This is a genomic window from Paraburkholderia sp. GAS32, assembly GCF_050434225.1.
GTDB lineage: Bacteria > Pseudomonadota > Gammaproteobacteria > Burkholderiales > Burkholderiaceae > Paraburkholderia > Paraburkholderia madseniana.
This window is the reverse complement of sequence record NZ_JBNPVS010000052.1, coordinates 39056-63337: the sequence shown is the minus strand read 5'-3', so window position 1 is coordinate 63337 and position 24282 is coordinate 39056. Positions and strand designations below refer to the sequence as shown.

The window sequence follows — 24282 nt, the reverse complement described above, 5'->3', positions numbered from 1 at the left end:
TCAAAGCGCAATTCGCCTTGATGTCTCGCTGCGGTCCAACGGTGAAATTGCGCAGAACTATGGAAACCCCAGGGGCAAACTAATTCCCTCGCTTGACTCATCTACGAGAGAGAAGGCCTTATGAAAGCATTCGTCATTAATCGATACAGCAAGAAGGACCCGCTGCACCTAGGCGAAATGCCACGGCCTGAGCTTCGAGATGACGATGTGCTGATCGAAGTTCGCGCCGCGAGTCTGAATGTGTTGGATTCCAAAATCAAAAGCGGCGAGTTCAAGCTGACCATTCCTTATCGCATGCCGCTTGTGCTAGGCCATGACGTGGCGGGCATTGTGACTCAGGTTGGATCGCGTGTTCGGCAGTTTAAAGTCGGGGACGAAGTCTATTCGCGGCCACCTGATCGGCGCATCGGCACGTTTGCGGAGTTCATTGCCGTTAATGAAAACAATGTCGCGCTTAAACCCAAAAACGTCACCATGGAAGACGCGGCATCGATCCCGCTGGTCGGCTTGACAGTCTGGCAGGCTTTGGTTGAAAGAGCCAATCTGAAGAACGGGCAGAAGGTCTTCATCCAGGCAGGATCAGGCGGTGTCGGCAGCCTTGCCATTCAATTGGCCAAGCACATCGGGGCGACGGTGGCCACCACCACGAGCAGTGCCAACGCTGACCTGGTGAAGAGCCTCGGGGCAGACTTGGTGATCGACTACAAGAAAGATGATTTCGAGAAAATTCTGCAAAACTACGATGTGGTCCTGCATAGCCAGGATGCGGCAACGCTGGACAAATCCCTGCGCGTACTGAAACCCGGCGGAACACTCGTCTCGATTTCTGGTCCTCCTGACCCCGCCTTTGCAAGAGAAATCGGAGCTCCGTGGCTCGTGAAGCTTATTGTCCGCCTGCTGAGTTCTGGAGTCAGGAGGAAGGCGGCTCGTCTTGACCTGAAGTATTCGTTTCTCTTCATGCGGGCTGACGGACAGCAGTTGCGCACGATCACCCAGCTCGTCGAGACGGGAGCCTTGCGCGCAGTGATTGATCGCATTTTTCCGTTCGAATCAACCAACGAAGCGCTGACATACATCGAATCAGGCCGTGCAAAGGGCAAGGTCGTCGTCACGATCAAGTGAGTTTTTCCACCCGAGGAGTCCCCCATGAAGATTGAGAACGCTATTGCCCTTGTCACGGGAGCTAATCGCGGCATCGGCCTGACATTTGCGCGAGAGCTGCTTGCCCGCGGTGCCCGCAAAGTCTACGCGGGCGTGCGCGATTCTGCTGGAGTCACCGACTTTGGTGTTCAACCCCTGCGACTCGACGTCACCAAGCCAGACGACGTGGCCGCCGCCGCAGACTTCGCATCGGATGTGACCCTTGTAATCAACAACGCCGGCATCGCTCAGCCAGGGGGCTTTCTTGCGCAGGACAGCGAAGACGTCGCGCGACGTATGTTCGAGACCAATTTTTTCGCTATGTTGCGTATGAGCAAGGCCTTTGCGCCGATTCTCAAAGCCAATGGTGGTGGCGCTTTGCTCAATGTGTTGTCGATCGCTTCATGGGTGAACGGCGGCGAGCTGGCCGCCTATTCGGCCAGCAAGTCCGCCGCGTGGTCGCTCACGAATGCCCTGCGCAACGAGCTGGTAGCGCAGAACACACAGGTACTTGCACTGCACATGGGCTTCGTCGATACCGATCTCACGCATGGGTTCGATGTCCCGAAGTCCAGTCCCGACGAGATCGTCAAGCGCGCACTCGACGGACTCGAATCGGGTTTGGATGAGGTGTTGGCCGATGAGGTTACGCTACAGGTAAAGCGAGGAATGACTGCGGCCAGGCCCAGTTACCTACCGCAGACCTCCTGAGGTTGATATTCATTCGCCTGGACCGTTCTCTACCAACAGCAGGTTTTCGAACGACCTGTACTTACTCAGGGATCATCATGCTTTTCGAACCTCTCAGCGTCGCTTCGATTCAGCTCGCCAATCGCGCCGTCATGGCGCCAATGACGCGCAGTCGCGCCGTCGATGCGAACACGCCCAACGCGCTGATGGCTGAATATTACGGCCAGCGCGCTTCGGCGGGGCTGATCATCACCGAGGGTACCTCGCCGTCGCCCAACGGCCTGGGTTACGCACGCATTCCCGGGCTCTTCAATGATGCGCAGGTGCGTGGCTGGAAGACCGTCACCGATGCGGTCCACGCCAAGGGCGGCAAAATCTTTGTGCAACTTATGCATACCGGCCGCGTAACACATGCGGCGAACCTTCCTGCGGGCGCGGAAGTACTGGGGCCGATGGGCGATGCGTGCCCCGGCGAGATGTACACCGACTCGCTGGGCATGCAGCCGCATAGCATCCCGCGAGCGATGACTGCGACCGACATCGGCCACGCCGTTGATGAATATGCGAAGTCAGCTCGACTCGCCATCGAAGCGGGATTTGACGGTGTCGAGTTGCACGCCGCAAACGGCTATCTGATCGAGCAATTCCTGAACGCCAATGTAAATCAGCGCACCGATGCTTACGGTGGCGATATCGATAGGCGCAATCGCTTCGCGCTCGAGGTCATTCGGGCCACGGCAGCTGCTATTGGCGCCCATCGCGTCGGAATCCGCTTGTCGCCCTACGGCGTGTTCAACGGCACGGGCGCATTCCCTGATGTCGAGGCTCAGTACCTGGCGCTCGTCCAGGAACTGTCTAAGCTGGGTTTGCAGTACGTCCACCTGCTGGACCATTCTGCAATGGGCGCGCCGGCGGTGCCTGCCGAGTTGAAATCACGGCTTCGCGCTGCGTTTGGGGGCTTGTTCATCCTTGCAGGTGGCTTCGATCGGGCCAGTGCAGAAAGTGCGCTCAAGGCAGGCCAGGCAGATCTCATCGCGTTCGCCCGTCCGTTCCTCGCCAATCCCGACCTGGTGGAGCGCATGCAAACGAGCGAGACATTGAATGCCGTAGACATGGCAACGTTCTACACCCCCGGCCCAAAGGGTTACACCGACTATCCGACGCGTGCGGATTGATTCGCTGCTGCGGCGCTGGCGATCAGGTCCTCGCCGTGAAACAAGGCAGGCTGGGCGATTCCTATGAACGCCGCGAAGGTAGACGAGCATGAACGCATCACAGAAATAGAAAGTCACGCGGACGAACGTTCTAGCGCAGACGATCACCGCAGATAGTGTGGAGTGTGTCTATCGGGAACGTGGGACGGGCAATCCGGGAACACGGGTGGTGTTCCTCGCCCACCGGGGGCGTTCCGGGTAATTGAGACCCCGGAGTCAACTGGGGATTCACGGCAAAGCATCATCTGATCGCATTTGATATCGAGGCGTGGGTGCGTCGAGTGGGCTCCCGGCGGCTTCGATGAAGGAGGTGGCCTGGGAGGCCATCTTCTTCATTAAAGCCATGCGTCCCGATCTGGTTGACCTTTTTGGGTTTTTAATGGGTGGAATGAGCGCTATCGAGAACGTGTAGACGGGGCCACAACTCGCGCGCAAGATGATCATCACAGTGACAGGCCGCCTCTTGCGGCGAAGGCATAGGCAATGTGGCGCGCGTGAGACGCTCCCACGTGATCGGAGGTTGGATAACCTGTCAAGACCCGGAGCGCGTTCTGTCCTTCAGTAGGACCCTCCACTGACATCCCTGCAGCCGAAGAGCTTGAAGGCGTTATCCGAAAGCCGCGACAAAGCAATCAATGTGGCCGCACGGCAGTCTCAGATGAAAGCGCTAGGTCGGTGGAGTGTGAAGAAGCCTGCAGGCCCGTCAAGGGTTCACCACCCTATCCGGGCGCGACGAAGTGTTCGTCTCGACACTTTGGATCGCTCGACTACTGTGTCGATGCCGATGGCACGGGATGTCTCGCGGTAGGACAATTCGCTTGCTGTCGCAAGGATGTGTTCGCCGCCGCTGGCTTTGCTCCCTCGCGGGGGGGCTCCTCGCCGAAGGTGGGCCCGTGCCTGCATATGATCAACCTTATCTCATTCTCGTTTTTTAATTGACAAAGTTACCAACCTGTCAGTAATATAAATTTGGCGTACAGATCCGTCACTTTGTGAGGTGCGCCGATGCAAGCGATAGAAGCAAAGAGCTTCTCGGGCCATGGTGGTCTATCGGCAAGGTGTAGCGGGGCTCGACGAAACCTTCTACCAGGACACAGTCGCCAACATCAGGTGCTGGAATTGACAACATAACGTGGAGGTCAGCGATGGGTGGCGCGATCAGAGAGAGGAATCAATGACAACAACAAGGGCGATGCGGCTGGCTTCGCTGGTCACGGCATTCAATGTCCTGGTTGCGAGCGGCTTTTCCATCGTAGGGATCATTCGTCCGCAATACCTTGTTCCTGCCGAATCTGTTCCAACGCAGGCGTCGTTGATATTGGCGATGTACGCGGCGGCGCGCACAATTCCTCTGGCTCTGTTTGCATTGGGGGCGATCTACAAACAGGCGGCACCTTCGTTGCTGATCCTGGGTGCGCTCGCTGGCGTCATGCAATTACTGGATGCCGGAATCGGTCTGTATGAGCATGATCTTGGCAAATGCGCCGGGCCACTCTTTATCGCCATCCTTCAGTTCATCGTGGTGTACCTGCTTTACAGATCCGTGCGGATCGCGCCGCGAACCGAGCGCGGATGAGCGCACGCTACGGCGCGGCGCTCCAAGTCGGCCCAACTGCGCGTTAAAGTCGATGCAACGCATTCGAGAGAAGAAACGGTCCGATCGTCGAAACCGCTTTGGATCGAAGCCTAGCGGTTAGACAGCGCCGGGTTCTGGCGAGCTTGGCGGCAGAATTCGACATCTCTTCTGTTAGGCGTGAAACGTCGGAGAGACGACCCGATTTGTCAAAAATCACATCGCGGGGGTTCTTCATGCAGTTCACGAAGTTCGGCCGAACGGGACTGTCTGTCTCCCGTCTCTGCTTAGGCACTGGAACATTCGGCAAGCAGACCGATGAAGCCGAGTCATTTCGGGTCTTCGACAAGGCGGCGGACGCCGGTGTGAATTTCATTGACACTGCAGACGCCTATCCGGGCGGCGCAGATCTTCCTGGCGTCGGCCGAGCGGAGGAAATCACCGGTCGCTGGCTGAAAGGCAAGCGCAACAGATTCATTCTGGGGACGAAGGCGGGAGGGCCGATGGGGCCATCCCCTTGGGATCGTGGCTCGTCTCGCAAGCATCTCCTTGACGCGATCGACGCATCCCTGCGGCGTTTGGACACCGACTATGTGGATCTCTATCAACTCCACATGGATGACCTGGTGACGCCGCTAGATGAGGCCGCGGAAGCGCTCGACGCCATCGTCCGTTCGGGCAAGGCCCGCTATATCGGCGTTTCAAATTTCCTGGCCTATCGATTAGCGCGCGCTATCGGCCGCCAGGATACGCTGAGGTTAGTGCGCTTCGTCTCGGTGCAGCCTCGTTACAACCTTTTGTTCCGGGAGATTGAGCGGGAACTGTTGCCGCTGGCTCAAGAGGAAAACCTAGCGGTGATTCCGTTCAACCCGCTGGCCGGTGGCCTTCTTAGCGGGAAATATCAGCTGGACGAGGCGCCGGAAAAGGGGCGTTTTTCGGCGGAAGTCGGACAGTTCGGTGCCGTGTATCGGGCCCGCTACTGGCATCAGCGCGAGTTCGTGACGATTGGCAAGCTGCGTGAGATCGCTGGAGAAGAAGGCGAAGCGTTGCCGAAATTGGCAGTCGCCTGGATCCTGGCGAACCCGGCAATTACGTCCGTCATTCTCGGTGCGAGCCGAACCGAGCAATTGACCGACACGCTCGCTGGCGCTGACTATAACGTCCTACCGGAACTTAAGACGAAGCTCGACGACCTCTCTGCAGAGTACGGTCGCGGCGACGCAGCGCGTTAGAGGACTACGCAAGAGGGACGAAATTGGTCCGGGTTGGGAGGTCTTCGACTTCCTATTTTCCTCAAAGTAAAGGATTCCATTCATGGGAACGTATATCAAATTGACTGCCGACGACGGCCACGAGTTGGGTGCCTATCGCGCCGATCCAGCGGGGGTGCCCAAGGGCGGCATCGTTGTCATTCAGGAAATCTTCGGCGTCAATCACCACATTCGCTCAGTCGCCGACCGCTTTGCTGCGCTCGGTTACGTCGCGATTGCGCCGGCCCTGTTCGATCGCATTGAAGCGGGGTTCGAATGCGGCTATTCGCCGGAGGAAGTGCAGGGCGCAATGCGCTTTGTCGCCAATCCACCGATCCAGGCCTGGATGTTAGACGTCGCTGCCGCACGTAATGCGATTGCCGACGTCGGCAAGATCGCGGTCACCGGCTTCTGCCTTGGGGGAACGCTGACCTATGGCGCGGCGGTCAATCTGCCGGGCTTCTCGGTGGCAGTCGGTTATTATGGCGGCCAGATCGTTAGGATGGCAGATCAGTCCCCGAAAGTCCCGACTATGCTGCATTTCGGTGAGTTGGACGCGCACATTCCAATGAGTGACGTCGAGACGATCAAGTCGAAGCAACCGACGGTCGACGTCTACACTTATAACGCTGATCACGGCTTCCAGTGCGATGAACGCGATAGCTTTGCCCCCGAAGCAGCTCAAATCGCTTGGGGGCGCACCGTACGCTTCATCGACAGTCATATGTAAGATCGACGTCCTTCTCCTCGTAAAGAGATCATCACATCTGCTTCAGCGCATGGATCATCTTGAGGGCGACGTGATCGGTGTGAGGTCCAAACACGGCGCAGTAGGAATTCGACCACTTGGCCGCCCAGCTTGCCAGTTGCTCCCGTGACGAGGATTGTGGTCATCGGGGCTTTCCAGGCAACGGATTCCGCTGGCGCGTCGACCTGCTCAAGCTTGCCGCCGGGAAGCCCTGTCGGGTCTTCGGAGCATTGAGTATTGTGTAAGGGAAAACTGGTGGAATCGCGCTCACCCCGTCGAGTAATCCCGTCTACTCCTGCGGGCTAACTTTCACTGCTCTCGCATAGTATCTAGGCTAGCAATTTGGTGACGGCGTCGACGAGGTCGTCTTGCAGATCATCCGGTTGTTCCATCAGGCCGGTGACATACGCACCATTGATGATCAGCATTATCTGAGATGCAATGCGGCCGGGATTGTCGACGCCAATCCGGGCAACTATGGTTGCAAGCTTCGCACGCATTTCCTCCTTGTTGCCGCGGGCAACGACGCGGCCAGGATGGTCATTGTCGGGAAACTCCGTTGCTAGGTTAAGGAAGGGACAACCACGATACGTCCGGTGCGCGATCCGTTTCGCGATACCGGATAGCAGTGCGTCCAACAACGCGCGCGGGTCATCCGCGTGTTGCTTTTCAATGCGATCCCACCATGTCCAGAACGACCGATCCTGTTCGGCGGCGACCGCCGCGATTAAGGCGTCTTTGGATTCAAACAGGCGATATAGGCTTGTTTTTGATACCCCGGATCGCTCGACAACTGTGTCAATGCCGATGGCGCGGATGCCCTCGCGGTAAAACAACTGGCTTGCTGTCGCCAGGATGCGCTCGCGAGCACTGACTTCGCCCTTTAGCGGTGCTCCCCTGCGGGGGCGCGCTCGTGCCTCCATATCCACATCCTTTTCCTGTTCCGATATCTCGCTTCACAAAGTAACAGACCGGTGCCAACTAAGCAAAGTTGCGTACAGGTACGTTACATTATAGCACAATGCCACCAGCCGCGACAGGCTGCCGCTACATTTCGCCCTTGCGCCGATAGTTCTTGCCTCGACTGATACGACAATCTGCAATCGTTAAAACTAATTGCGGGATGTCGTACTAGGCGTCTGGCGGTCGAAGTCTGGCAACTACCGAGCCGAGCAACGGGCCATTCTGCAACGAGCGCGCACTCAACGAATATCTGGTCGGTTAGTGTGGTTCGACCGTCCGCCGCTTGTACGACAACGCTCGCCATTGCCCAGGCGTAACCCCGAATGCGTTTTTGAACTGGCGGTTCATGTGGCTCTGATCGGAAAATCCACAGCGTATGGCTGTCGCCATCAGCGGCTCACCATCGGCAATCATGGCTCGGGCTTCGCCCAGACGTCGGCTGACGAGATAACGATAAGGACTCGTTCCGCACAGGGAGCGAAAGTGTCTTGCCACCGTATATCGATCCAGGCCGGTCGCATCTTCGAGCATTTCCGACGACACGACTTCCGACCAGCGAGCATCCAGCAGTTCTCGCGCCCGATTCACTGCAACTTTGCATGTTGCAGTGACAGGGCGCTTACGGACGCTCCTATCGTAACTTGCGAGTGTTTCTGCCAGCGATATCATGAGCTGGTCCGTCTGAAGGTCTTCCAGCCGCGAATCGAGGTCGCTTAGTGCGGTGGTGAGCGCAATGCGTATCCTGGAGTCGTCCAGAACGGCTTTCCTGATTACTGGTAGGTGACCTTGTCTATCCTCTAGCGCGTCAAGGACGAGCCTCGGTTCCAGATACATCATCCGGTACAGGAAACCTGCCTCGGTCCCTGCACGGCCGTTATGCGGCTCATCCGGATGGATGATCATCACATTCCCCGGGACGCTATCGGCCCGACTTCCGCGGTAGTCGAAACACTGAACTCCGTGGAGAGTCACCCCCATTGCATACGTGTCGTGACGATGCAGTTCATATGCGTGACCTGAAAAAAAGGCCTCGATTCTCTCGATTCCCGCCCGGCTCTGTCCCACGCGCACCCAGTCTCGTCTTTCGAAAGTGCACGATTTTTCAAGGTTTCCCATGTCTGCTCCGGGAGATTATTGCTTGTACCGTAGCATACAAAGATTTGCCGCGAAGTGCAGGAAGGTCTCTTCTGGGCACCAAACATCGCGGAGGTTTCCTAGCTGTGATTGCTTGCCCGACGGTCAGATTTTACGTAGGTATTGATCCGACCAACGGCCTCTCTCAAGCGTTGCGTATCGGTACAAAAGCTGAAGCGAAGGTAGGTGGGAAAGTCTCCAAAATCAATGCCGGGTGCGACTGACACGTGTGTTTCTTCCAGGAGTTCTTGACAGAACGCATAGCTATCCATAGTAAATCGTGACGCATCTGCGAAAACATAGAAGCCGCCCTGAGGCGGATGCGGAACGAGGAAGCCGGCTTCCTGCAGTGCAGACAAGAGCGTATCGCGCCGTTCTTTTAGTATTTCGCGACGTGACTCACAGATGGATAAAGTTTCCGGGGTGAAACACGCCATCGCCGCTTGCTGGGAAATCTCTGGCGGCGATAGGTACAAGTGCTGCGCGAGGACGTCGATAGCATCGACAAATGCCGGAGGAACGATTACCCAGCCAAGACGCCAGCCAGTCATCGAAAAATATTTCGAAAAGCTATTGATGACGAATGCGTCGTCTCGGTATTCCAAAGCGGTATGGTCAGCCTCTTCGAAATGCAGGCCATGATAAAGCTCGTCGCTGATATAGCTGCCACCACGACTTGCTGCGAGGTCCATCAAGGCCTTCGCGTGTTCCCATGGAATGACTGCGCTTGTCGGATTCGAAGGGGACGCGATCAGGATACCTCTGGTTTCTGGAGTCCATGCCGCACCGCACTGCGACACGCTGGGCCATATCTCGTCTGCCGTTTCTGATTTCAGGGTGATAAGCGTACCGTTTGCAACGTTCGCAAAGACTCGGTGCGACGGATATCCGGGAAAAACAGACAACATATTTTGTCCCTGGTCGAGCAGTGCGGCTATAACCAGCCACAGGCCCGCTGAAGACCCTGTGGTGACAATGATTCTCGAAGGGTCAATAGACACTCCATAGCGCGACTTGTAAAAGCTCGAAATTGCCTGACGTAACTCTGGTTTGCCGGCGGGTTCAGTGTATCGCCCTGATTGCCCGGATAACGCCGCACGCGCGGCGGCTAGCACAGGTTCTGGCGTTCCGAAGTCGGGCTCACCGACATCGAGGCGAATGACGTCTTTACCCGAGGCAATGAGCGATTTGGCCCGACTCAAAAGGGAGAGGGTCCTGAACGGCTCGATGGTGGTTGCACGGGAAGCTAGTTTGGGGTCGCGATTCATTGTCTTCTGAGTTCCGGATGGCAGCGAAGTCGACGGCAGCGTGAACGTCGTCTTCAGATTTCAGGGCATCGTAAGAGAGTCTAGCGATCATCGTTCTCACGGGTCAAAGGTGACTGAATCGACGTGTTGTTTCACGCACGATCGTTCAAGACTGGGCTGCCCTGTTTGAGTAAAGTATGGCGACTATTGGTTCCGTCCAAAACACCCACGCGGCGTTGTGTATATCGGTCGGGCAAGCTGAATTTGACTGAGGAATACCGCGAGACCTGACAAGCCAGTTATAGTCTGGGCAACACACTTTGCCATCCTTGTAGGTGCTGGCGCCGACAGTTTCAGTCGGTAGCGATCGAAGAGCTGTTCTGGGTTCGCGGCGCACAGATTGATGCTCTGCCGGAAGGCGGATTCGCTGACTTGGCCGATATAGTCAGATATCTGGTGACCATCTACACCGGCTCACGTGGCCAATGCACCCGTTTCGTTTCGATTGCATGTTTGACGCCAGTCGACTGTCGCGCATCGTGCCCGTCATTGAGTCTAATTCCGAATATGTACTCAGGGAACCATAAAAGTTTGTCATGCTGTCACACATCGTGTCTGTGTCTTTGTTCGAGCGGGCAGCGAGGGAGGGCTGCTTAGTGGCCAATCGCTTTACATAGGGTGGCCTTTGAGGAACGGTTGGCGTCTCGATCAGTTTTCTAGCGCCTACATTCTGATGTCTCGACGCTGCCACGTCGCTCGCTATGTTCCGGTTCAGAATGAATCCGTGGACGACCAGCCTGATGATGCCGGTACCTCGTTTTGACCTACGAAGTGAATTGCCCGAAACTCTCTTGTACTCACCTCTAATTCAAGGGGAAACTGATGGATCTGAAAATTGCAGGACGTACCGCATTGGTCTGTGGTGCAAGCAAAGGTTTGGGGAAGGGTTGCGCGCTCAGCCTCGCTATGGAAGGCGTCAATCTTGTCATTGCAGCAAGAGGAAGAGATGCGCTCGAGTCGACGGCTGAGGAGATTCGCAAGCGGACTGGAGTAACTGTCCATACAGTTGTTTGCGACATTACGACACCTGAAGGACGCGAAGTCGCATTGAAGGCCACGCCGCACGTCGACATTCTCGTAACGAATGCAGGCGGCCCGCCGCCTGGGGATTTCCACGATTGGCGGCGCGACGACTGGATCAAGGCCGTCGATTCGAACATGATCGCTCCGATCGAACTCATCCGGCAGAGCATCGACGGTATGATCGACCGGCGCTTCGGACGTATCATTAACATTACTTCTAGTGCCGTCAAGGCACCGATCGCGTTTCTGGGCTTGTCGAACGGCGCCCGGGCCGGGCTCACAGGGTTCGTGGCAGGACTGTCGCGGCAGGTTGTGAAGCACAACGTCACTATCAATAATCTGCTGCCAGGTCCTCACGCTACTGATCGGCTCGGGGCTGCGTCGCAATCAATCGCCACGTCGACTGGCAAAAGTATCGAGGAGGCAGAGCAATATCTTCTCGCACAGATTCCCGCGGGACGGTTTGGGCTGCCCGATGAGTTCGGCCTAGCATGTGCTTTCCTGTGTGGAGCCGGAGCCGGATATATAACGGGCCAAAACCTGCTTCTGGATGGTGGTGCGTATGGCGGAACCTTTGGTTAGTGCCTCGGCCTCGACTTTGGTCACCATCGATAGATCAGCACCATCTTGCATGGGAGCGGAGTAAGTGCACTGCGTGGGACCAAGGTAATGCGCTGAAGCGCGAACTTCGATCAATACGATACGAGCGGTCGCCGATGATGGGGCGCGCTTCGCGATCTGGCTCGGACCACCCGGCGTGCGTAGATTTACAGTGACTTTCGGCGTGTCCGCCGGGCGCCCACGGATCTTGATGGGAATTGCGTGCGCTGACCTTTCTCGGCTGCTGGAGTGAATAAGTAGCTTATTTCCGGCCTTCGAGCATGCAGGCGCGTTGACGCGCGTTCTATGCCTCTGTACTTATCACCGGGCGGTCTTACCGCCATCGACAGTGACGATCTGGCCAGTCACGGACGCCGCCGCGTCGGACACGAGAAACAAGATGGCGCGGGCGACATCGTCGGGCTTGCCGATCCGGCTAGGCGGGAGCGTCGACACGAGCAACGCCTTGCGCTCCGCCGTGCCGGTGAAACGATCGAGCATGCCGGTGTCGGTCGGACCTGGCGCGACTGCATTGACGCGAACGCCCATCGCAGCTCCTTCGAGCGCTGCCGACTTGGTCATCCCGTCGACCGCATGCTTGCTGCCGACGTAGACCGATGTGTGAGCCGCGCCCTCGTGCACATAAGTTGACGACACATTGACGATGCTACCGCGCTTCAGTGGCTGCATTGCGCGCAGTTCGTGTTTCATGCTGAGCAGCGTGCCCAACATGGTATCGAAGGTCACTGCATAGCTTTCCGCCGTCTGCTCGACCATGAGACCTGGCTGGCCTTCAGTGCTGGCGTTATTGATCGCCGCGTCGATGCGGCCGAAGCGCGAAACGGTCTGGTCGATGAGGTTTCGGGCATCGTCGTCATGACGGACGTCGGCACGGATAAATGTGGCGTCCAAGCGACGTTCGCGCAGCTCGGCTTCGAATGCCTTGCCTTCCGCTTCGCGACGGCCCGAAACGACGAGACGCGCCCCGCTGTCAACGAAAGCGAGGGCAGTAGCGTGACCGATACTTGTAAGCGCGCCGACGATCAAAATAATTGACTTGTCCATTTTCGATGCCGCCCAAATACGGGTTATGAACATTAGCGAAATTAACGAAAGCGATCTCAGACCGATGCGGTGATGGGGCGGAGTCGCGGCGCTGCCCAGTCGCCGATCAAGTGGCGTCTGTTTCGATTTCTTGCTTGACAAAGTAACAGGTCAGTACTTACCATTAATGTAACGTACAGGTCTGTCACGTTATAGGATAAATGACAATGTGGGTGATTGAGGCGGAAACTTTTTCGGGATATGACGCGTTGCGGAAGATCGACTTACCTAAGCCGCAACCGGCGAAGGACCGGGTGTTAGTTCGCGTGACTGCCGCCGGCGTCACGCCGCTCGAGTACACGGTCCTGTCAGGTGGACACCCTCGGGCCAAGGCACCGCTGGTGCTCGGCAATGAGGGCGTCGGTGTCATTGAGGATGCAGGTGACTCCGGGCTCAAAGTGGGAAGCCGCGTGATGTTCACTGGACCCTACGGCGTTGGTGAAAATGGCACATGGCAGGAATGGCTGTTGGTGAAACCGGAACATCTGGCGTCGCCTGATACGATCGCGGACGTCGTGGCGGCTAGCATTCCAGTGGCCTATCTGACGGCGCAGATCACGCTGGGGCAAGCCGGATTCAAACCGGGCATGACGGTGCTGGCTCCGGGAATTGGTGGCTCGGTCGGCAACGCAACCTATCAGCTCGCGCGGGCGCAGGGTGCCGGTAAGGTGATCTCGACGGCTGGCAGCCCAGAGAAAGCCGCGAGAGCACGCGAACTCGGCTTCGAGGACGTGATTGACCTCAGCGCGGAAGGTCTTGCTGATGGCGTTCGCAGGATCACGGGCGACAAGGGCGCCGATATCGTCATCGAGAGCATCGGTAGCACCGTGACGAGTGAGGCGTTGAGCAGCCTGGGCCTTGGCGGTGTACTGATCACACTGGGCTATTCCGCTGGGCGCAAAACCACCATCGACGTGACAGACCTGATCTGGAAACGCGCGCGGATGGCAGGTTTCTCTCTGTTTGCCCAGTCACCGGCTACGATCGCCGATGCGTGGCGCGAGATCATCCCGCTGGTCGTCAGTGGATCCGTCAAGCCAATCGTGGATCGGATCTACCCCTTCGCGGAAGCGGGCGAAGCTTTGCGCCATCTAATCGAGGATCGGCCTTTTGGCAAAGTCGTTCTGATGGGGTGATCGGCACGGCGGCAACACATCGTGCAATGAAATGATGATCGCGGGAGCCATCGGCGCGCACCACTACGAATGCGCGGTCATAGCAGCATTTGCGTGAACTTTCGGTAACTTGTCATCGGATGCAGTCTAGCGGCTTTGTGGCTGCCTGTTGTATCCGCTGACAGGGCGATTCACGAATGCCGCGCACCAAGTTCGGGCGATGCTCGCTGCAGCATGGCTGCGAGTTTCGCTCGCCGTTACTGCAACTTACGGTCGATTCGAAAGTCGTCAACGCGGAGAGCCCGGCCGACTCGTCAGTGGGACCTGCGTCCGGCGCGAGCCACTGCCGGTCGTAGTGGTCATCGACGGAAACAAAGGGGCAATCAATGAGTGACATCCTGGTAGATAAGAAATCGGGCTTGCTGACGATCACGTTCAATCGTCCCGACAGGAAGAACTCGATGACGGCGGCGATGTATGAGGTGCTCGTGCGAACGCTAAGCGAAGCTGCGGACGACGCACAGATTCGTGTTGTTGTCTTGAGTGGCAATGAGCAGAGCTTTTCCGCAGGGAACGACCTGGGCGATTTCGTGACGAATCCTCCCAATACCGCCGATGCGCCTGTATGGAAGTTTCTGCGTGCGCTCAGCGTCTTTCCGAAGCCTGTGATTGCCGCAGTGTGCGGCGCAGCTGTGGGAATCGGCACGACGATGTTATTGCATTGCGATCTCGTGTTTGTCGGCGATAACGCGAAGTTCAGCTTGCCGTTTGCTAGCCTCGGCGTTTGTCCAGAAGGTGCGTCGACCCTGCTGTTGCCGAAGCTTTTCGGCTATCAGCGTGCAGCACGTGCACTTTTGATGGGTGAACCGTTCGATGCGCAGTTCGCACTGGAAATGGGACTCGCGAACCAGGTCCTGCCAGCGGCCGAAACGCTGGCGTTCGCACAGTCTGAGGCCGCGAAACTAATTGCGAAGCCGCTGTTTTCGGTAGTAGAGACCAAGCGATTGATGAAAATGAGCGAGCGCGCCGCAATCGAGGCTCAAATGAGTGAAGAAACGGCAGTGTTCGGTCGAATGATTACCGCCGGCGCAGCGAAAGAGGCAATCGCCGCATTCAGTGAGAAACGCAAGCCCGACTTCAATGAGTTCTGAAACAGTGCAAGAGATCATGACTTCGAATCCCACATCCCCTCTCTATCTCGAGGATCTCTCAGTCGGAGATCTGTTTACGAGCGGTAAGTATCGCGTAAGCGTTGATGAAATCAAAAGCTTCGCCCGGCAGTATGACCCTCAGCCTTTCCACCTCGACGAGGAAGCGGCCGAACATACTTTCTTTGCCGGATTGGCAGCAAGTGGCTGGCACACCGCGGCCATTACGATGAAGCTGCTCGTCGGCAGCCTGCCTATCGCGAATGGACTGATCGGAGCGGGAATGGAGATCAGTTTTCCAAAACCCACTCGACCCGACGACGAACTTCGTGTGGAAGTCAGAATCATCGCCATCAAACCCTCGCGCTCCAAACCCGACATGGGTATCGTTACGATGCAATCTGACACGCTCAATCAACACGGTGAACTAGTACAGAAAACCGAGGCGAAAATGGTTGTCTTTCGTCGCAAGTCTGTCTAGCCGACTGTGTCGTAACGGGCTACTTCCGCGACAGCTTTTACGGCGCCAAGAAACGGGCAGGCAAAGGCGGCGCTGCAGGAAATTCCGTCACCGCCCGCCGCTCAAGCATGCGTCGATTCGCAGGTCGAGGTGGTGACGTAGTCGGTGACGAACTCGGGCATGTACCGGGGGCAAGACCACTAGTCTGGTGGTCCAAGAATATGATCGACGAACTCAGTGGCCAGAGGAATATCGAGAAAACGTGCGATTTGTACGATCTGCCCGTACAACATCCATTGCCCGTGATGGATACCGCAGCCGCGTTCCTTCGCCGCCTTGAGCAGGGGGGTGTCGTCATCCCGGATGACTGCCTCGCAAACGAGCATGCCCGGACGCAGTCCATCTGGAGATAGGGGCAGGGCGTCTGTGTCACGAAGGCCAAGCGATGTCGCATTGACGACAACATCGAAGCCTTCAGGGTTGTCGTCTCCCATGCGTATGGGAGTCGTCGGAAATGCGCTCGTCAGCGTGTCGACGAGCTCCGCGGCCCTGTCTGGCGAGCGGTTAAAAACGACGAATTCAGCAGGGCGTTCGGCGGCGATCGCATGGGCCATCGCCTTGCCGGCGCCCCCGGCGCCGATCTGCAGTACATGTTTGCCCACCAGCGAATGGCCGCGGTCCTGCAAGCCGGCTATAAAGCCGTCGCCATCAAAATTGCCCCCTACCCACCAACCCTTGGCATGATCGAAGCGCATGGCATTGACGGACCCGATCAGATGGGCTGCGTCGGTGAGCTTGTGGCAGGCGGCCGCCACAGCTTCCTTGTGCGGAATGGTGACGATGAGGCCACGCAGGTTTTGTAGCGTAGATACACCATTGAGCCATGCCTTCAGTTGGGGTGGCTTGACGTGAAATGGCACGCAGACGGCATTCAGGCCTTGATTGGCTGCTGAGGCGTTGAAGAGCTGCGGCGTGCGCACATGCGAGACAGGGTGGGCGATGAGGCCGACAAGATGGGTGTTGCCGTCGATCTGCATGCTCGGCTCCGGGCGTGTAGTGGTGGGCAAGGGCAGGTCGGAAGACTAGATGCCTGCCATACAGGTGTACTTGATCACCAGATATTCGTCGATCCCGAAATGCGAGCCTTCGCGACCTACACCGGATTGCTTGACCCCGCCGAAAGGCACCACTTCATTGGAAATTAGGCCAGTGTTTACGCCGACCATGCCGTATTCGAGCCGTTCGGATATGCGCCAGACGCGTCCTAGGTCGCGTGCGTAGAAATAGCTCGCTAGACCGAACTCGGTGTCGTTCGCCATCGCCACGACTTCATCTTCGGTCTCGAAGCGAAACAGCGGGGCCAGAGGACCAAAGGTCTCCTCCCGCGCCACCAGCATGCCGGGTGTCACGTCGGCGAGCACAGTCGGTTCAAAAAACGATTCGCCGAGCGCATGACGCTGTCCCCCACTGAGCAGCCGCGCACCTTTGCCGAGCGCGTCAGAGATGTGTTCCTCAACTTTGGCCACGGCTTTCTGATCAATAAGCGGGCCGATATTTACCCCCTCTTCCATGCCGTTGCCAATCTTCAACGCCCGCACGGCGGCGACGAGTTTAGAGGCGAACTCGTCGTAGACCTTGGTATGGACATACAGCCGGTTGGCACAGACACATGTCTGGCCGGCGTTGCGGTACTTCGACACCATTGCGCCTTCAACGGCAGCGTCGAGATCTGCGTCGTCGAACACGATGAAGGGCGCGTTACCGCCCAGTTCCATCGACACTTTCTTGATGGTAGCGGCGCTCTGTGCCATCAGCGTGCGTCCCACTTCGGTGGAGCCCGTGAAGCTGAGCTTGCGTACGAGCGGGTTCGTAGTCAATTCCCCCCCGATCGCCTGCGCCCCGCCGGTGACGACAGATAGCACGCCCGCTGGTATCCCGGCGCGCTCGGCGAGCATTGCCAATGCGAGGGAGGTGAGCGGGGTTTGCGATGCTGGCTTGACGACCATCGTACACCCGGCCGCGAGCGCGGGAGCCGCTTTGCGGGTAATCATCGCCGCAGGAAAATTCCACGGAGTTACAGCGGCGCACACGCCAATGGGCTCCTTTGTGACCACGATTCGTTGATCGCTGAGCGGCGCGGGAATGGTTTCGCCATAGACGCGCTTGCCTTCCTCCGCGAACCATTCAATGAACGATGCCGCGTAGGCGATTTCGCCCTTGGCCTCGGTGAAGGGTTTGCCTTGCTCAGCCGTCATGATTCGCGCCAGGTCGTCTTGGTTCTCGAGCACCAGTTCGAACCACTTGCGCAGCAACGCTGCCCGTTCTTTGGCTGTGCGTGCTCGCCACGCGGGGAGCGCGCGGTTGGCGGCTTCGATGGCCAGGCGAGTCTCGGCTGCGCCGAGCGACGGCACAATGCTGACGCGTTCACCGGTTGCGGGATTGGTGATTTCGATATGCCGCTCGCTGTCGATCCATCGACCGTCGATGTAGCATTGCTGACGTAGTAGGGAAGAGTCTTTCAGGTTGAGCATGGTAAGTGTCCGATGCAAGGGGCCGAACTGGCCCGTTAAGGAAATAATGCGCCACAAGCGATGCGGGCTCAGCCGGCGATATAGAGGCCGCCATTAACGTGTAGCACCTCACCGGTGATGAAGCTCGCCGCATCACTGCACATGAAGCCAACCGCCGCCGCGACTTCGCGTGGATAGCCGAGACGCTTGAGCGGTGTCTGCTCGACCGAATCGGTGCCGCGCGTTGCGATTAGTGCCGTGGTCATCGGGGTGTCGATGATGCCGGGTGATACGGCATTGACGCGTGTACCTGGACCCAGTTCGCGGGCCAGGCTCCGTGTCAAGCTGAGCAAGCCGCCCTTGGAAGCCGAGTAATGCGCGTTGTAAAAGGCCCCTCGATGCGCGGCGACAGAGGTAAGGTTGACAATCGCGCTGTTCGCGCGCAAAGCCGGAATTGCTCGACGACACAGATAGAACACGCTATCGAGGTTGATCGACAGTGTCCGGCGCCACTGTTCGTCAGTCATTTGGTCGACGGGTTGTGTTTCATAGACGCCTGCCGACGGCACCAGGAAATCGATGCCACCGAAACATCGTTGCGCGAGCTCGACAGCTTGAGCAGCGTCGTCGGGTTCGGTCGCGTCCATGCGCAGCGTGACGACGCGTGCGGTATCCGATCCAAGCTCGGCGGCGAACGCGTTTAAGCCGGCCCCGTCGAGATCGGTGAGGACCAGGTTCGCGCCATTTGCGTGAAACAGCTTCGCGATTTCGCGGCCGATACCGCCGTTCGCGCCTGTCAGCAGCAGAGTGCGTTTGTCGAAGTTATACATGCGCATCCAATGACGTTGGATTAAACCAGGCGAGTCGAACTTCAGATATGCAGCGCGCGTTCGTACGCCGCCAGCACCGCCTCATGCATCGCCTCGGACATCGTCGGATGCGGCAGAATTGACGCCATCAATTCTGCCTCGGTTGTTTCGAGCGTTCGCCCGATGACGAAGCCCTGGATCATTTCGGTGACTTCGTCGCCGACCATATGCGCGCCGAGTAGCTCGCCGCTGGCATCGTCGAAAACGACTTTCACGAAGCCGGTGGTCGAACCCATAGCAATCGCTTTACCGTTCGCAGCGAAGGGGAACTTGCCCACCTTGAGCTGGTAGCCGCTCGCCTTGGCCTGTGCTTCGGTAAGACCCACGCTGGCCACTTGCGGGTGGCTGTATGTGCAGGCGGCGATCTGTTTCGGTTCGAGCGCATGCGGCTTGAGTCCAGCGATTGCCTCAACACAGATCACACCTTCATGGCTGGCTTTGTGCGCAAGCCATGGCGGACCCGCGACATCGCCGATTGCATAAACCCCCCGTTCGTCGGTGCGACTGAATGCGTCGGTAACGATATGGGTCTTCTCAACCTTCACCGCGGTGTTCTCCAGACCTAGGTCTTCTACATTGCCGACAATGCCTGCGGCGACCAGCACCACGTCGACCAGGACGTGCTCGGGCGGCTTGCCCTGAGCGCCTTGCAACTCGATGTCCCAAGCCATGTTTTGGCGCTCAGCTCGCTTTACGGCGGTGCCCGTGCGCAACGCAATGCCGTCCCGGCTCAGTCGAATGGCCACCTCGGCAGAAACTTCGGAGTCTTCCACCGGAAGGATCCGCTCGGCCATCTCCACGACGGTCACTTCGACACCGATCGCATGATAGAAGCTCGCGAACTCGATCCCAATTGCTCCAGCGCCGACAATCAGCATGCGCTTTGGGACACTGGGCGGCGCTAGTGCATCGCGATACGTCCAGACTGTTTTGCCGTCTGACTCAAGTCCTGGCACTTGACGGGATCGCGCACCGGTGGCGAGGATGATGTTGCGCGCCGTTAGCTTTGCCACCGAACCGTCCTGGTCGGTGACCTCTATTGAACCTCCACCCGTCAGTCGGCCGTGACCGGCCAGGACTGTGACGCCGTTTTTCTTCATCAGGTGCGCCACACCCTTGTTGAGCTGGCCTGCGACCGCACGCGAGCGAGCCACCATTGCAGGCAAGTCGGCCTGAGCCGTGCCAACCCTGACGCCAAATGCTTCGGCGTTCCTGGCCTGGCGGAGCACGTCGGCAGAGCGCAGCAACGCCTTAGTTGGAATGCAGCCCCAGTTTAGGCAGATGCCGCCAAGCTGCGCTTTCTCGACAAGCGCCGTTTTCATGCCGAGTTGCGTTGCGCGGATAGCGGCGACGTAGCCGCCTGGTCCACCGCCGATGACAATTAGATCAAATGGGGGATAGTTCACGTCGTTTTCCTCAGATCAACATCGACAGCGGGTTTTCGATCGACCGCTTGAAGGCCGCCAGCCATTGTGCGGCGAGTGCGCCGTCAATCGCGCGATGGTCGACAGACAAAGTGCAGCGCATGACTTGAGCTCCCTGGACGACGCCGTCTTCGATCACTGCCACGGCCTGAGTGGCGCCCACGGCAAGAATCGCCGCCTGCGGCGGGTTAATGATCGCGGAGAATTCCGCCACCCCATGCATGCCGAGGTTGCTGACGCTGAAGCTGCCACCCTGATACTCATCAGGTCGCAGCCGCGTGGCACGCGCCCGCGCGGCCAGATCGGCGATCTCGGCGCTGATGACGGCAAGTGACTTCGTTTCGGCCGCGCGTACGATTGGTGTGATTAGGCCGGCGTCAGTCGACACGGCGACGGCAACGTCCGCGTGGTGGTACCGGCGCATTGCGGCGTCGGTCCAGCCTACATTGGCTTCAGGTACGTCGCGCAGCGTAACAGCTACCGCGCGCACAATGAAATCGTTGACTGAAATCTTGCGCGGTGCAGTAGCGTTAATCTCGGCACGCAGGGCGAGTAGCCGTTCCATCCGGCAGTCCACCGTCAGGTAGAAGTGCGGAATGGTGGACTTGCTCTCCGTGAGACGCTGCGCAATGGTTCGGCGCATGCCGCTATGCGGCACTTCGGTGAAGTCTCCCGCCGGCTGAAGTGCTGATGTCGTTGGCCGGACCGGCGGTGCAGGTGCTGCTGTCGAGTGGGCCAGATCGATGTCGCGTTTAACGATGCGTCCATTAGGACCGCTGCCCTTCAGCGTACCGAGATCCAGCCCCCGCTCAGAGGCAAGACGGCGTGCGACGGGGCTGGCGAACACGCGTGCCGGGGACGTTTGTGCGGCCGGCGCTGCCGCCCCGGAGACCAACGCTGAAGAGGGCGTGACCTCAGCCGACACTTCGCCGACGGCGGCGGGGGCATTAGACGCATTTGGGGCCGCCGAGGCGATCAGCGCGTCAATGTCGACATGAGTTTCGCCGTTCACCAGAAGCACGCCGATCGCCGCACCGACTTCCACGTCCTGACCGGCCCGGATTAACTGGCGGCCCATCACGCCGGCAGTATCCGCGTTGAGTTCGACCACGGCCTTGTCGGTTTCTATCTCGGCGATGCAATCGCCAATCGCGACCGGATCGCCTTCGCTCTTGGTCCACGCCTGCAGCGTGGCATGGGTGGCATTAGCCGCCACCTCGGGCATACGCAAAAGGGTGGCCATCTCAGTCATGCCTCGCAACGATAGTGGACAACTCTAGATCCGACCGGTAGGCCGCGATATCCGTGTACTGGACGAGTTCGAGCACGTTTCCTTCCGGGTCGCGGCAGAATGCTAGGTAGACTCCCTCGCGGACGCCGACGCTCCGTGGACCGGTCATGAATTCGACACCCGCACCGATCAACCGGTCAACCACGGCCTGGATATCATCCAGGATGAAAGTCAGGTACATCGTGTTGGGCTTGTCGAGGATGTAGCCGGTTACCGTTTCGGCAGCGGGCGCTTCGTTCGGGGCGAGCAGCTTGATACGTTCGCCATAGGTGGTCTGCAGGCGCACGACTGTGTAGCCGCTCGCATGCATGGCCGCCTGAATGGCTTGCTGGGGTGACACCACGGTTTCGCTGACGAACGCGAAGCCCAGCACGTGTTCGTAGAAGTGCCGCATGCGCGAGAGGTCGCGAATCGCAATGCCGACTTCGAGGGGAACGAGCATGTTAATAATCATAAGCAATCCTTAGTTTGTTTGATTGGGTGAGGTCAGGCCGCACCCTTGTCGCGCATCACGAGTCGCAATCCTTCGACGACTTCCTCGGTGCGCGCGGCCGCTGCACGTTCCAGTACTTTCGAGATGCTGGGCGACGCTTCTGCACCCGTGACGCGTTGCACCGGCTGATCCAGCCAGTCGAAATAGCGACGCTGGATTTCGTCAGCAAGCCACCCGCCATATGATGTGCCACGGGCGCCTTGCTCGACGATCAATACGTTGTTGGTCTTCTGAAGGCTTCGTTCGATTGTGTCCCAATCGAGGCTCGCTCGGTCCAGCCAGCGCAAGTCGATCACGTCGGCATCGATACCGGTCTGTTCTACGGCTTCGAGCGAATGACTGACCATCGACAGATAGGTAATTAGCGTGAGCTCCTTGCCGCTGCGCCGCACGGCGGCCCGGCCGACCGGCAGGTGATAGTCAAAATCTTCCGTCGGCCCGACGCCGGCGGCGTTGTAGAGATCTACATGCTCTATTACGAGCACCGGGTCCTTGCAGGCAAGGGCGGTGTTCAGCAGGCCGACGTAATCGAACGGAGTCGAGGGGGCGACGATGCGCCAGCCCGGGTTCGTGGCAAAAACGCCGGCCGGGTCCATCGAGTGCTGCGAGCCGTAGCCGGTACCCATGGCGACCTTGGTGCGCAGCACCAGCGGGACGTCGCTCTCTCCGCCAAACATATGACGCGCCTTGCCAATCTGGTTGAATACCTGGTCGGCGGCCACCCACATGAAGTCCGGATACATGAACTCCACTACCGGCTTGAACCGGCCATCCAGCGCCATGCCACCGCCCAGGCCGACAAACGCGTTCTCGCTGATTGGTGTTCCAAGCACACGCTCGGGGAAGCGCTCACGCAGACCCCGCGTCGCGCCATTGGTGCCACCCTTGAGCCGATGCACGTCTTCTCCCATTACGACGACGGCCGCATCCGTTTCCATCCGGCGACCCATCACATCGGCGACCACGTCGATGAACTTGCGTTCCGCCAGTTTGCCTGTGAACGTGTCCGTGTCTTCGAAGCGCAGTGTCTCCAGTTCGTGGAGCTCGCTGCGGATACCCACGTCGCGGAAGTCGGGGCTCGGCCAGAGTTCCGGACGGATACGGCGCTTGCCTGCCTTGCCTGACGGATCGGCCTCGGTTAGTGCGGCCGTCGCCGCGCGCATCGCCTCCTTGACGCGCTCGCGGAGCGCCGTCACTTCCTCGGAGCTAATCAATCCGCGCTCCTGCATGCGGCGTGCGACTAGGTCCAGCGGGTCGCGGGCACGCCACTGCTGTTCTTCTTCCTTGGTGCGGTAGCCGAAGGCGCTTCCAGGGAAGGGACCATTCTGATGGAAGAAGCGATACACGTCCGCTTCGATTAAGGCGGGCCCTTTGCCTGAGCGCATATGAGCAAGTGCCTGCTGCATCGCCAGATAGACGGCGAGCGGATCCATGCCATCGACCTTCCAGCTAACGATGTTGAACCCCAATCCGCGTGCCGAAAGACGTGGCTCTGCGGTGGCCTCTTCTACTGTGGTTGAGACCGCATAACGGTTATTTTCGATGAAGAAGCACAGCGGCAGCTTCCAGGCGGCGGCGAGATTCATCGTCTCGAGCACAGAGCCAATATTGACTGCGCCGTCGCCGAAGTACGTTACCGCAACGGCATCAGTGCCAGCATGCTTGTGTGCCCATGCGGCGCCGGCAGCGAGCGGCACGCCGCCGCCGACGATTGCATTGGTGCCCAGCGCGCCCGCTTCGGCCCACTGAAGGTGCATCGAACCGCCTCGTCCTTTGCAGTATCCCTGTGCAAGTCCAAGAATCTCGGCGAGCGTGCGTTGCAGCAGCGTTTGGATGTCCGGCGCGAACGATGCGAGCGGATCGATGCCGTGGGGTGCCAGATAGCCGAGCGCTTTGGACAGGAATTGGTGGTGGCCGCGATGCGAGCCATTGATGTGGTCAGCGCCGCTCAATCCGAGAATGGACCCGGCTGCGGCACCTTCCTGGCCAATGCTGGAGTGCGCCGGGCCATGGACCAGGCCCTCAGCTGCAAGTTCCAGAACGGCTTCTTCGAAACCACGGATCAGGCACAGGTGGCTCAGCAGAGTGCCGAGGAGGATTGGGTCGGCGTTGGCCCAGTCCTCCTCGGTCGTACGCAGTTCGACCCATTCGGCAGCGGGGCGGAGGGCAGTGCATTCAGACATTGGAAAGTCCTTGATTAGCAATCACAGTTCGGGGTAGTGGAGA

The 24282-nt window shown here is 58.6% G+C and carries 21 protein-coding genes; 10 read left to right on the top strand and 11 right to left on the bottom strand.

Annotated features, from left to right (window positions below; translation table 11 throughout):
• Nucleotides 1-120 precede the first annotated feature (120 nt).
• The 6 genes from P3T25_RS40010 (at nucleotide 121) to P3T25_RS39985 (ending at nucleotide 6597) form a co-directional block, all read left to right on the top strand.
• A complete protein-coding gene (locus tag P3T25_RS40010) occupies nucleotides 121-1122 on the top strand; it encodes an NADP-dependent oxidoreductase (protein ID WP_429362756.1) in 1002 nt (333 codons plus the stop codon).
• Between the two features lie 24 nt (nucleotides 1123-1146).
• Nucleotides 1147-1851 (top strand): SDR family oxidoreductase, encoded by a 705-nt coding sequence (locus P3T25_RS40005; RefSeq protein WP_429362754.1) that lies wholly within the window; start codon nucleotides 1147-1149, stop codon nucleotides 1849-1851.
• Between the two features lie 77 nt (nucleotides 1852-1928).
• Nucleotides 1929-3005, top strand: a complete 1077-nt coding sequence (locus P3T25_RS40000) for an alkene reductase (protein ID WP_429362752.1) — start codon at nucleotides 1929-1931, stop codon at nucleotides 3003-3005.
• Between the two features lie 1171 nt (nucleotides 3006-4176).
• Nucleotides 4177-4620 (top strand): hypothetical protein, encoded by a 444-nt coding sequence (locus P3T25_RS39995; protein WP_429362750.1) that lies wholly within the window; start codon nucleotides 4177-4179, stop codon nucleotides 4618-4620.
• A 233-nt stretch (nucleotides 4621-4853) separates the two neighbouring features.
• A complete protein-coding gene (locus P3T25_RS39990) occupies nucleotides 4854-5849 on the top strand; it encodes an aldo/keto reductase (RefSeq protein ID WP_429362748.1) in 996 nt (331 codons plus the stop codon).
• An 82-nt stretch (nucleotides 5850-5931) separates the two neighbouring features.
• Nucleotides 5932-6597: a dienelactone hydrolase family protein gene (locus P3T25_RS39985; RefSeq protein ID WP_429362746.1), complete on the top strand. Its 666-nt coding sequence runs from the start codon at nucleotides 5932-5934 to the stop codon at nucleotides 6595-6597.
• Nucleotides 6598-6944: 347 nt separating this feature from the next.
• Here P3T25_RS39985 and P3T25_RS39980 read toward each other — a convergent pair whose 3' ends face one another.
• The 3 genes from P3T25_RS39980 to P3T25_RS39970 all read right to left on the bottom strand — a co-directional run bounded on the left by P3T25_RS39980 (nucleotide 6945) and on the right by P3T25_RS39970 (nucleotide 9980).
• Complete coding sequence (locus P3T25_RS39980; protein ID WP_429362770.1) at nucleotides 6945-7538, bottom strand: TetR/AcrR family transcriptional regulator; 594 nt, start codon at nucleotides 7536-7538, stop codon at nucleotides 6945-6947.
• Nucleotides 7539-7836: 298 nt separating this feature from the next.
• Nucleotides 7837-8694: an AraC family transcriptional regulator gene (locus P3T25_RS39975; protein ID WP_429362744.1), complete on the bottom strand. Its 858-nt coding sequence runs from the start codon at nucleotides 8692-8694 to the stop codon at nucleotides 7837-7839.
• A 98-nt stretch (nucleotides 8695-8792) separates the two neighbouring features.
• Entirely contained in the window at nucleotides 8793-9980 is a 1188-nt protein-coding gene (locus P3T25_RS39970; protein ID WP_429362742.1) for an aminotransferase class I/II-fold pyridoxal phosphate-dependent enzyme, read from the bottom strand.
• A gap of 861 nt (nucleotides 9981-10841) precedes the next feature.
• Between P3T25_RS39970 and P3T25_RS39965 the strand changes: the two genes are divergently transcribed.
• Nucleotides 10842-11624: an SDR family oxidoreductase gene (locus tag P3T25_RS39965; RefSeq protein ID WP_429362740.1), complete on the top strand. Its 783-nt coding sequence runs from the start codon at nucleotides 10842-10844 to the stop codon at nucleotides 11622-11624.
• Nucleotides 11625-11963: 339 nt separating this feature from the next.
• On the opposite strand, the gene P3T25_RS39960 is transcribed toward P3T25_RS39965, so the two are convergent.
• On the bottom strand, nucleotides 11964-12707 hold the full coding sequence (locus P3T25_RS39960; protein ID WP_429362738.1) for an SDR family NAD(P)-dependent oxidoreductase: 744 nt from the start codon (nucleotides 12705-12707) through the stop codon (nucleotides 11964-11966).
• A gap of 206 nt (nucleotides 12708-12913) precedes the next feature.
• Here P3T25_RS39960 and P3T25_RS39955 point away from each other — a divergent pair, with 206 nt between their 5' ends.
• The 3 genes from P3T25_RS39955 (at nucleotide 12914) to P3T25_RS39945 (ending at nucleotide 15490) form a co-directional block, all read left to right on the top strand.
• Entirely contained in the window at nucleotides 12914-13882 is a 969-nt protein-coding gene (locus P3T25_RS39955) for a quinone oxidoreductase family protein (RefSeq protein ID WP_429362736.1), read from the top strand.
• A 365-nt stretch (nucleotides 13883-14247) separates the two neighbouring features.
• A complete protein-coding gene (locus P3T25_RS39950; protein WP_429362734.1) occupies nucleotides 14248-15012 on the top strand; it encodes an enoyl-CoA hydratase in 765 nt (254 codons plus the stop codon).
• A 16-nt stretch (nucleotides 15013-15028) separates the two neighbouring features.
• The gene (locus tag P3T25_RS39945) at nucleotides 15029-15490 is read left to right on the top strand and encodes a MaoC family dehydratase (protein WP_429362732.1); all 462 of its coding nucleotides are present in this window, start codon (nucleotides 15029-15031) and stop codon (nucleotides 15488-15490) included.
• 179 nt (nucleotides 15491-15669) lie between these two features.
• On the opposite strand, the gene P3T25_RS39940 is transcribed toward P3T25_RS39945, so the two are convergent.
• From P3T25_RS39940 to P3T25_RS39910, 7 genes are all read right to left on the bottom strand, one after another.
• Entirely contained in the window at nucleotides 15670-16506 is an 837-nt protein-coding gene (locus P3T25_RS39940) for a shikimate dehydrogenase family protein (RefSeq protein WP_429362730.1), read from the bottom strand.
• Nucleotides 16507-16551: 45 nt separating this feature from the next.
• On the bottom strand, nucleotides 16552-18000 hold the full coding sequence (gene gabD, locus P3T25_RS39935; RefSeq protein ID WP_429362728.1) for an NADP-dependent succinate-semialdehyde dehydrogenase: 1449 nt from the start codon (nucleotides 17998-18000) through the stop codon (nucleotides 16552-16554).
• Between the two features lie 68 nt (nucleotides 18001-18068).
• Nucleotides 18069-18809, bottom strand: a complete 741-nt coding sequence (locus P3T25_RS39930) for an SDR family NAD(P)-dependent oxidoreductase (RefSeq protein WP_429362726.1) — start codon at nucleotides 18807-18809, stop codon at nucleotides 18069-18071.
• Nucleotides 18810-18850: 41 nt separating this feature from the next.
• On the bottom strand, nucleotides 18851-20254 hold the full coding sequence (gene lpdA, locus P3T25_RS39925) for a dihydrolipoyl dehydrogenase (RefSeq protein WP_429362724.1): 1404 nt from the start codon (nucleotides 20252-20254) through the stop codon (nucleotides 18851-18853).
• 10 nt (nucleotides 20255-20264) lie between these two features.
• A complete protein-coding gene (locus P3T25_RS39920; RefSeq protein WP_429362722.1) occupies nucleotides 20265-21515 on the bottom strand; it encodes a pyruvate dehydrogenase complex dihydrolipoamide acetyltransferase in 1251 nt (416 codons plus the stop codon).
• A gap of 1 nt (nucleotide 21516) precedes the next feature.
• Nucleotides 21517-22005 (bottom strand): VOC family protein, encoded by a 489-nt coding sequence (locus tag P3T25_RS39915; RefSeq protein ID WP_429362720.1) that lies wholly within the window; start codon nucleotides 22003-22005, stop codon nucleotides 21517-21519.
• A gap of 44 nt (nucleotides 22006-22049) precedes the next feature.
• Nucleotides 22050-24239, bottom strand: a complete 2190-nt coding sequence (locus P3T25_RS39910; protein WP_429362718.1) for an alpha-ketoacid dehydrogenase subunit alpha/beta — start codon at nucleotides 24237-24239, stop codon at nucleotides 22050-22052.
• Nucleotides 24240-24282: the final 43 nt, after the last annotated feature.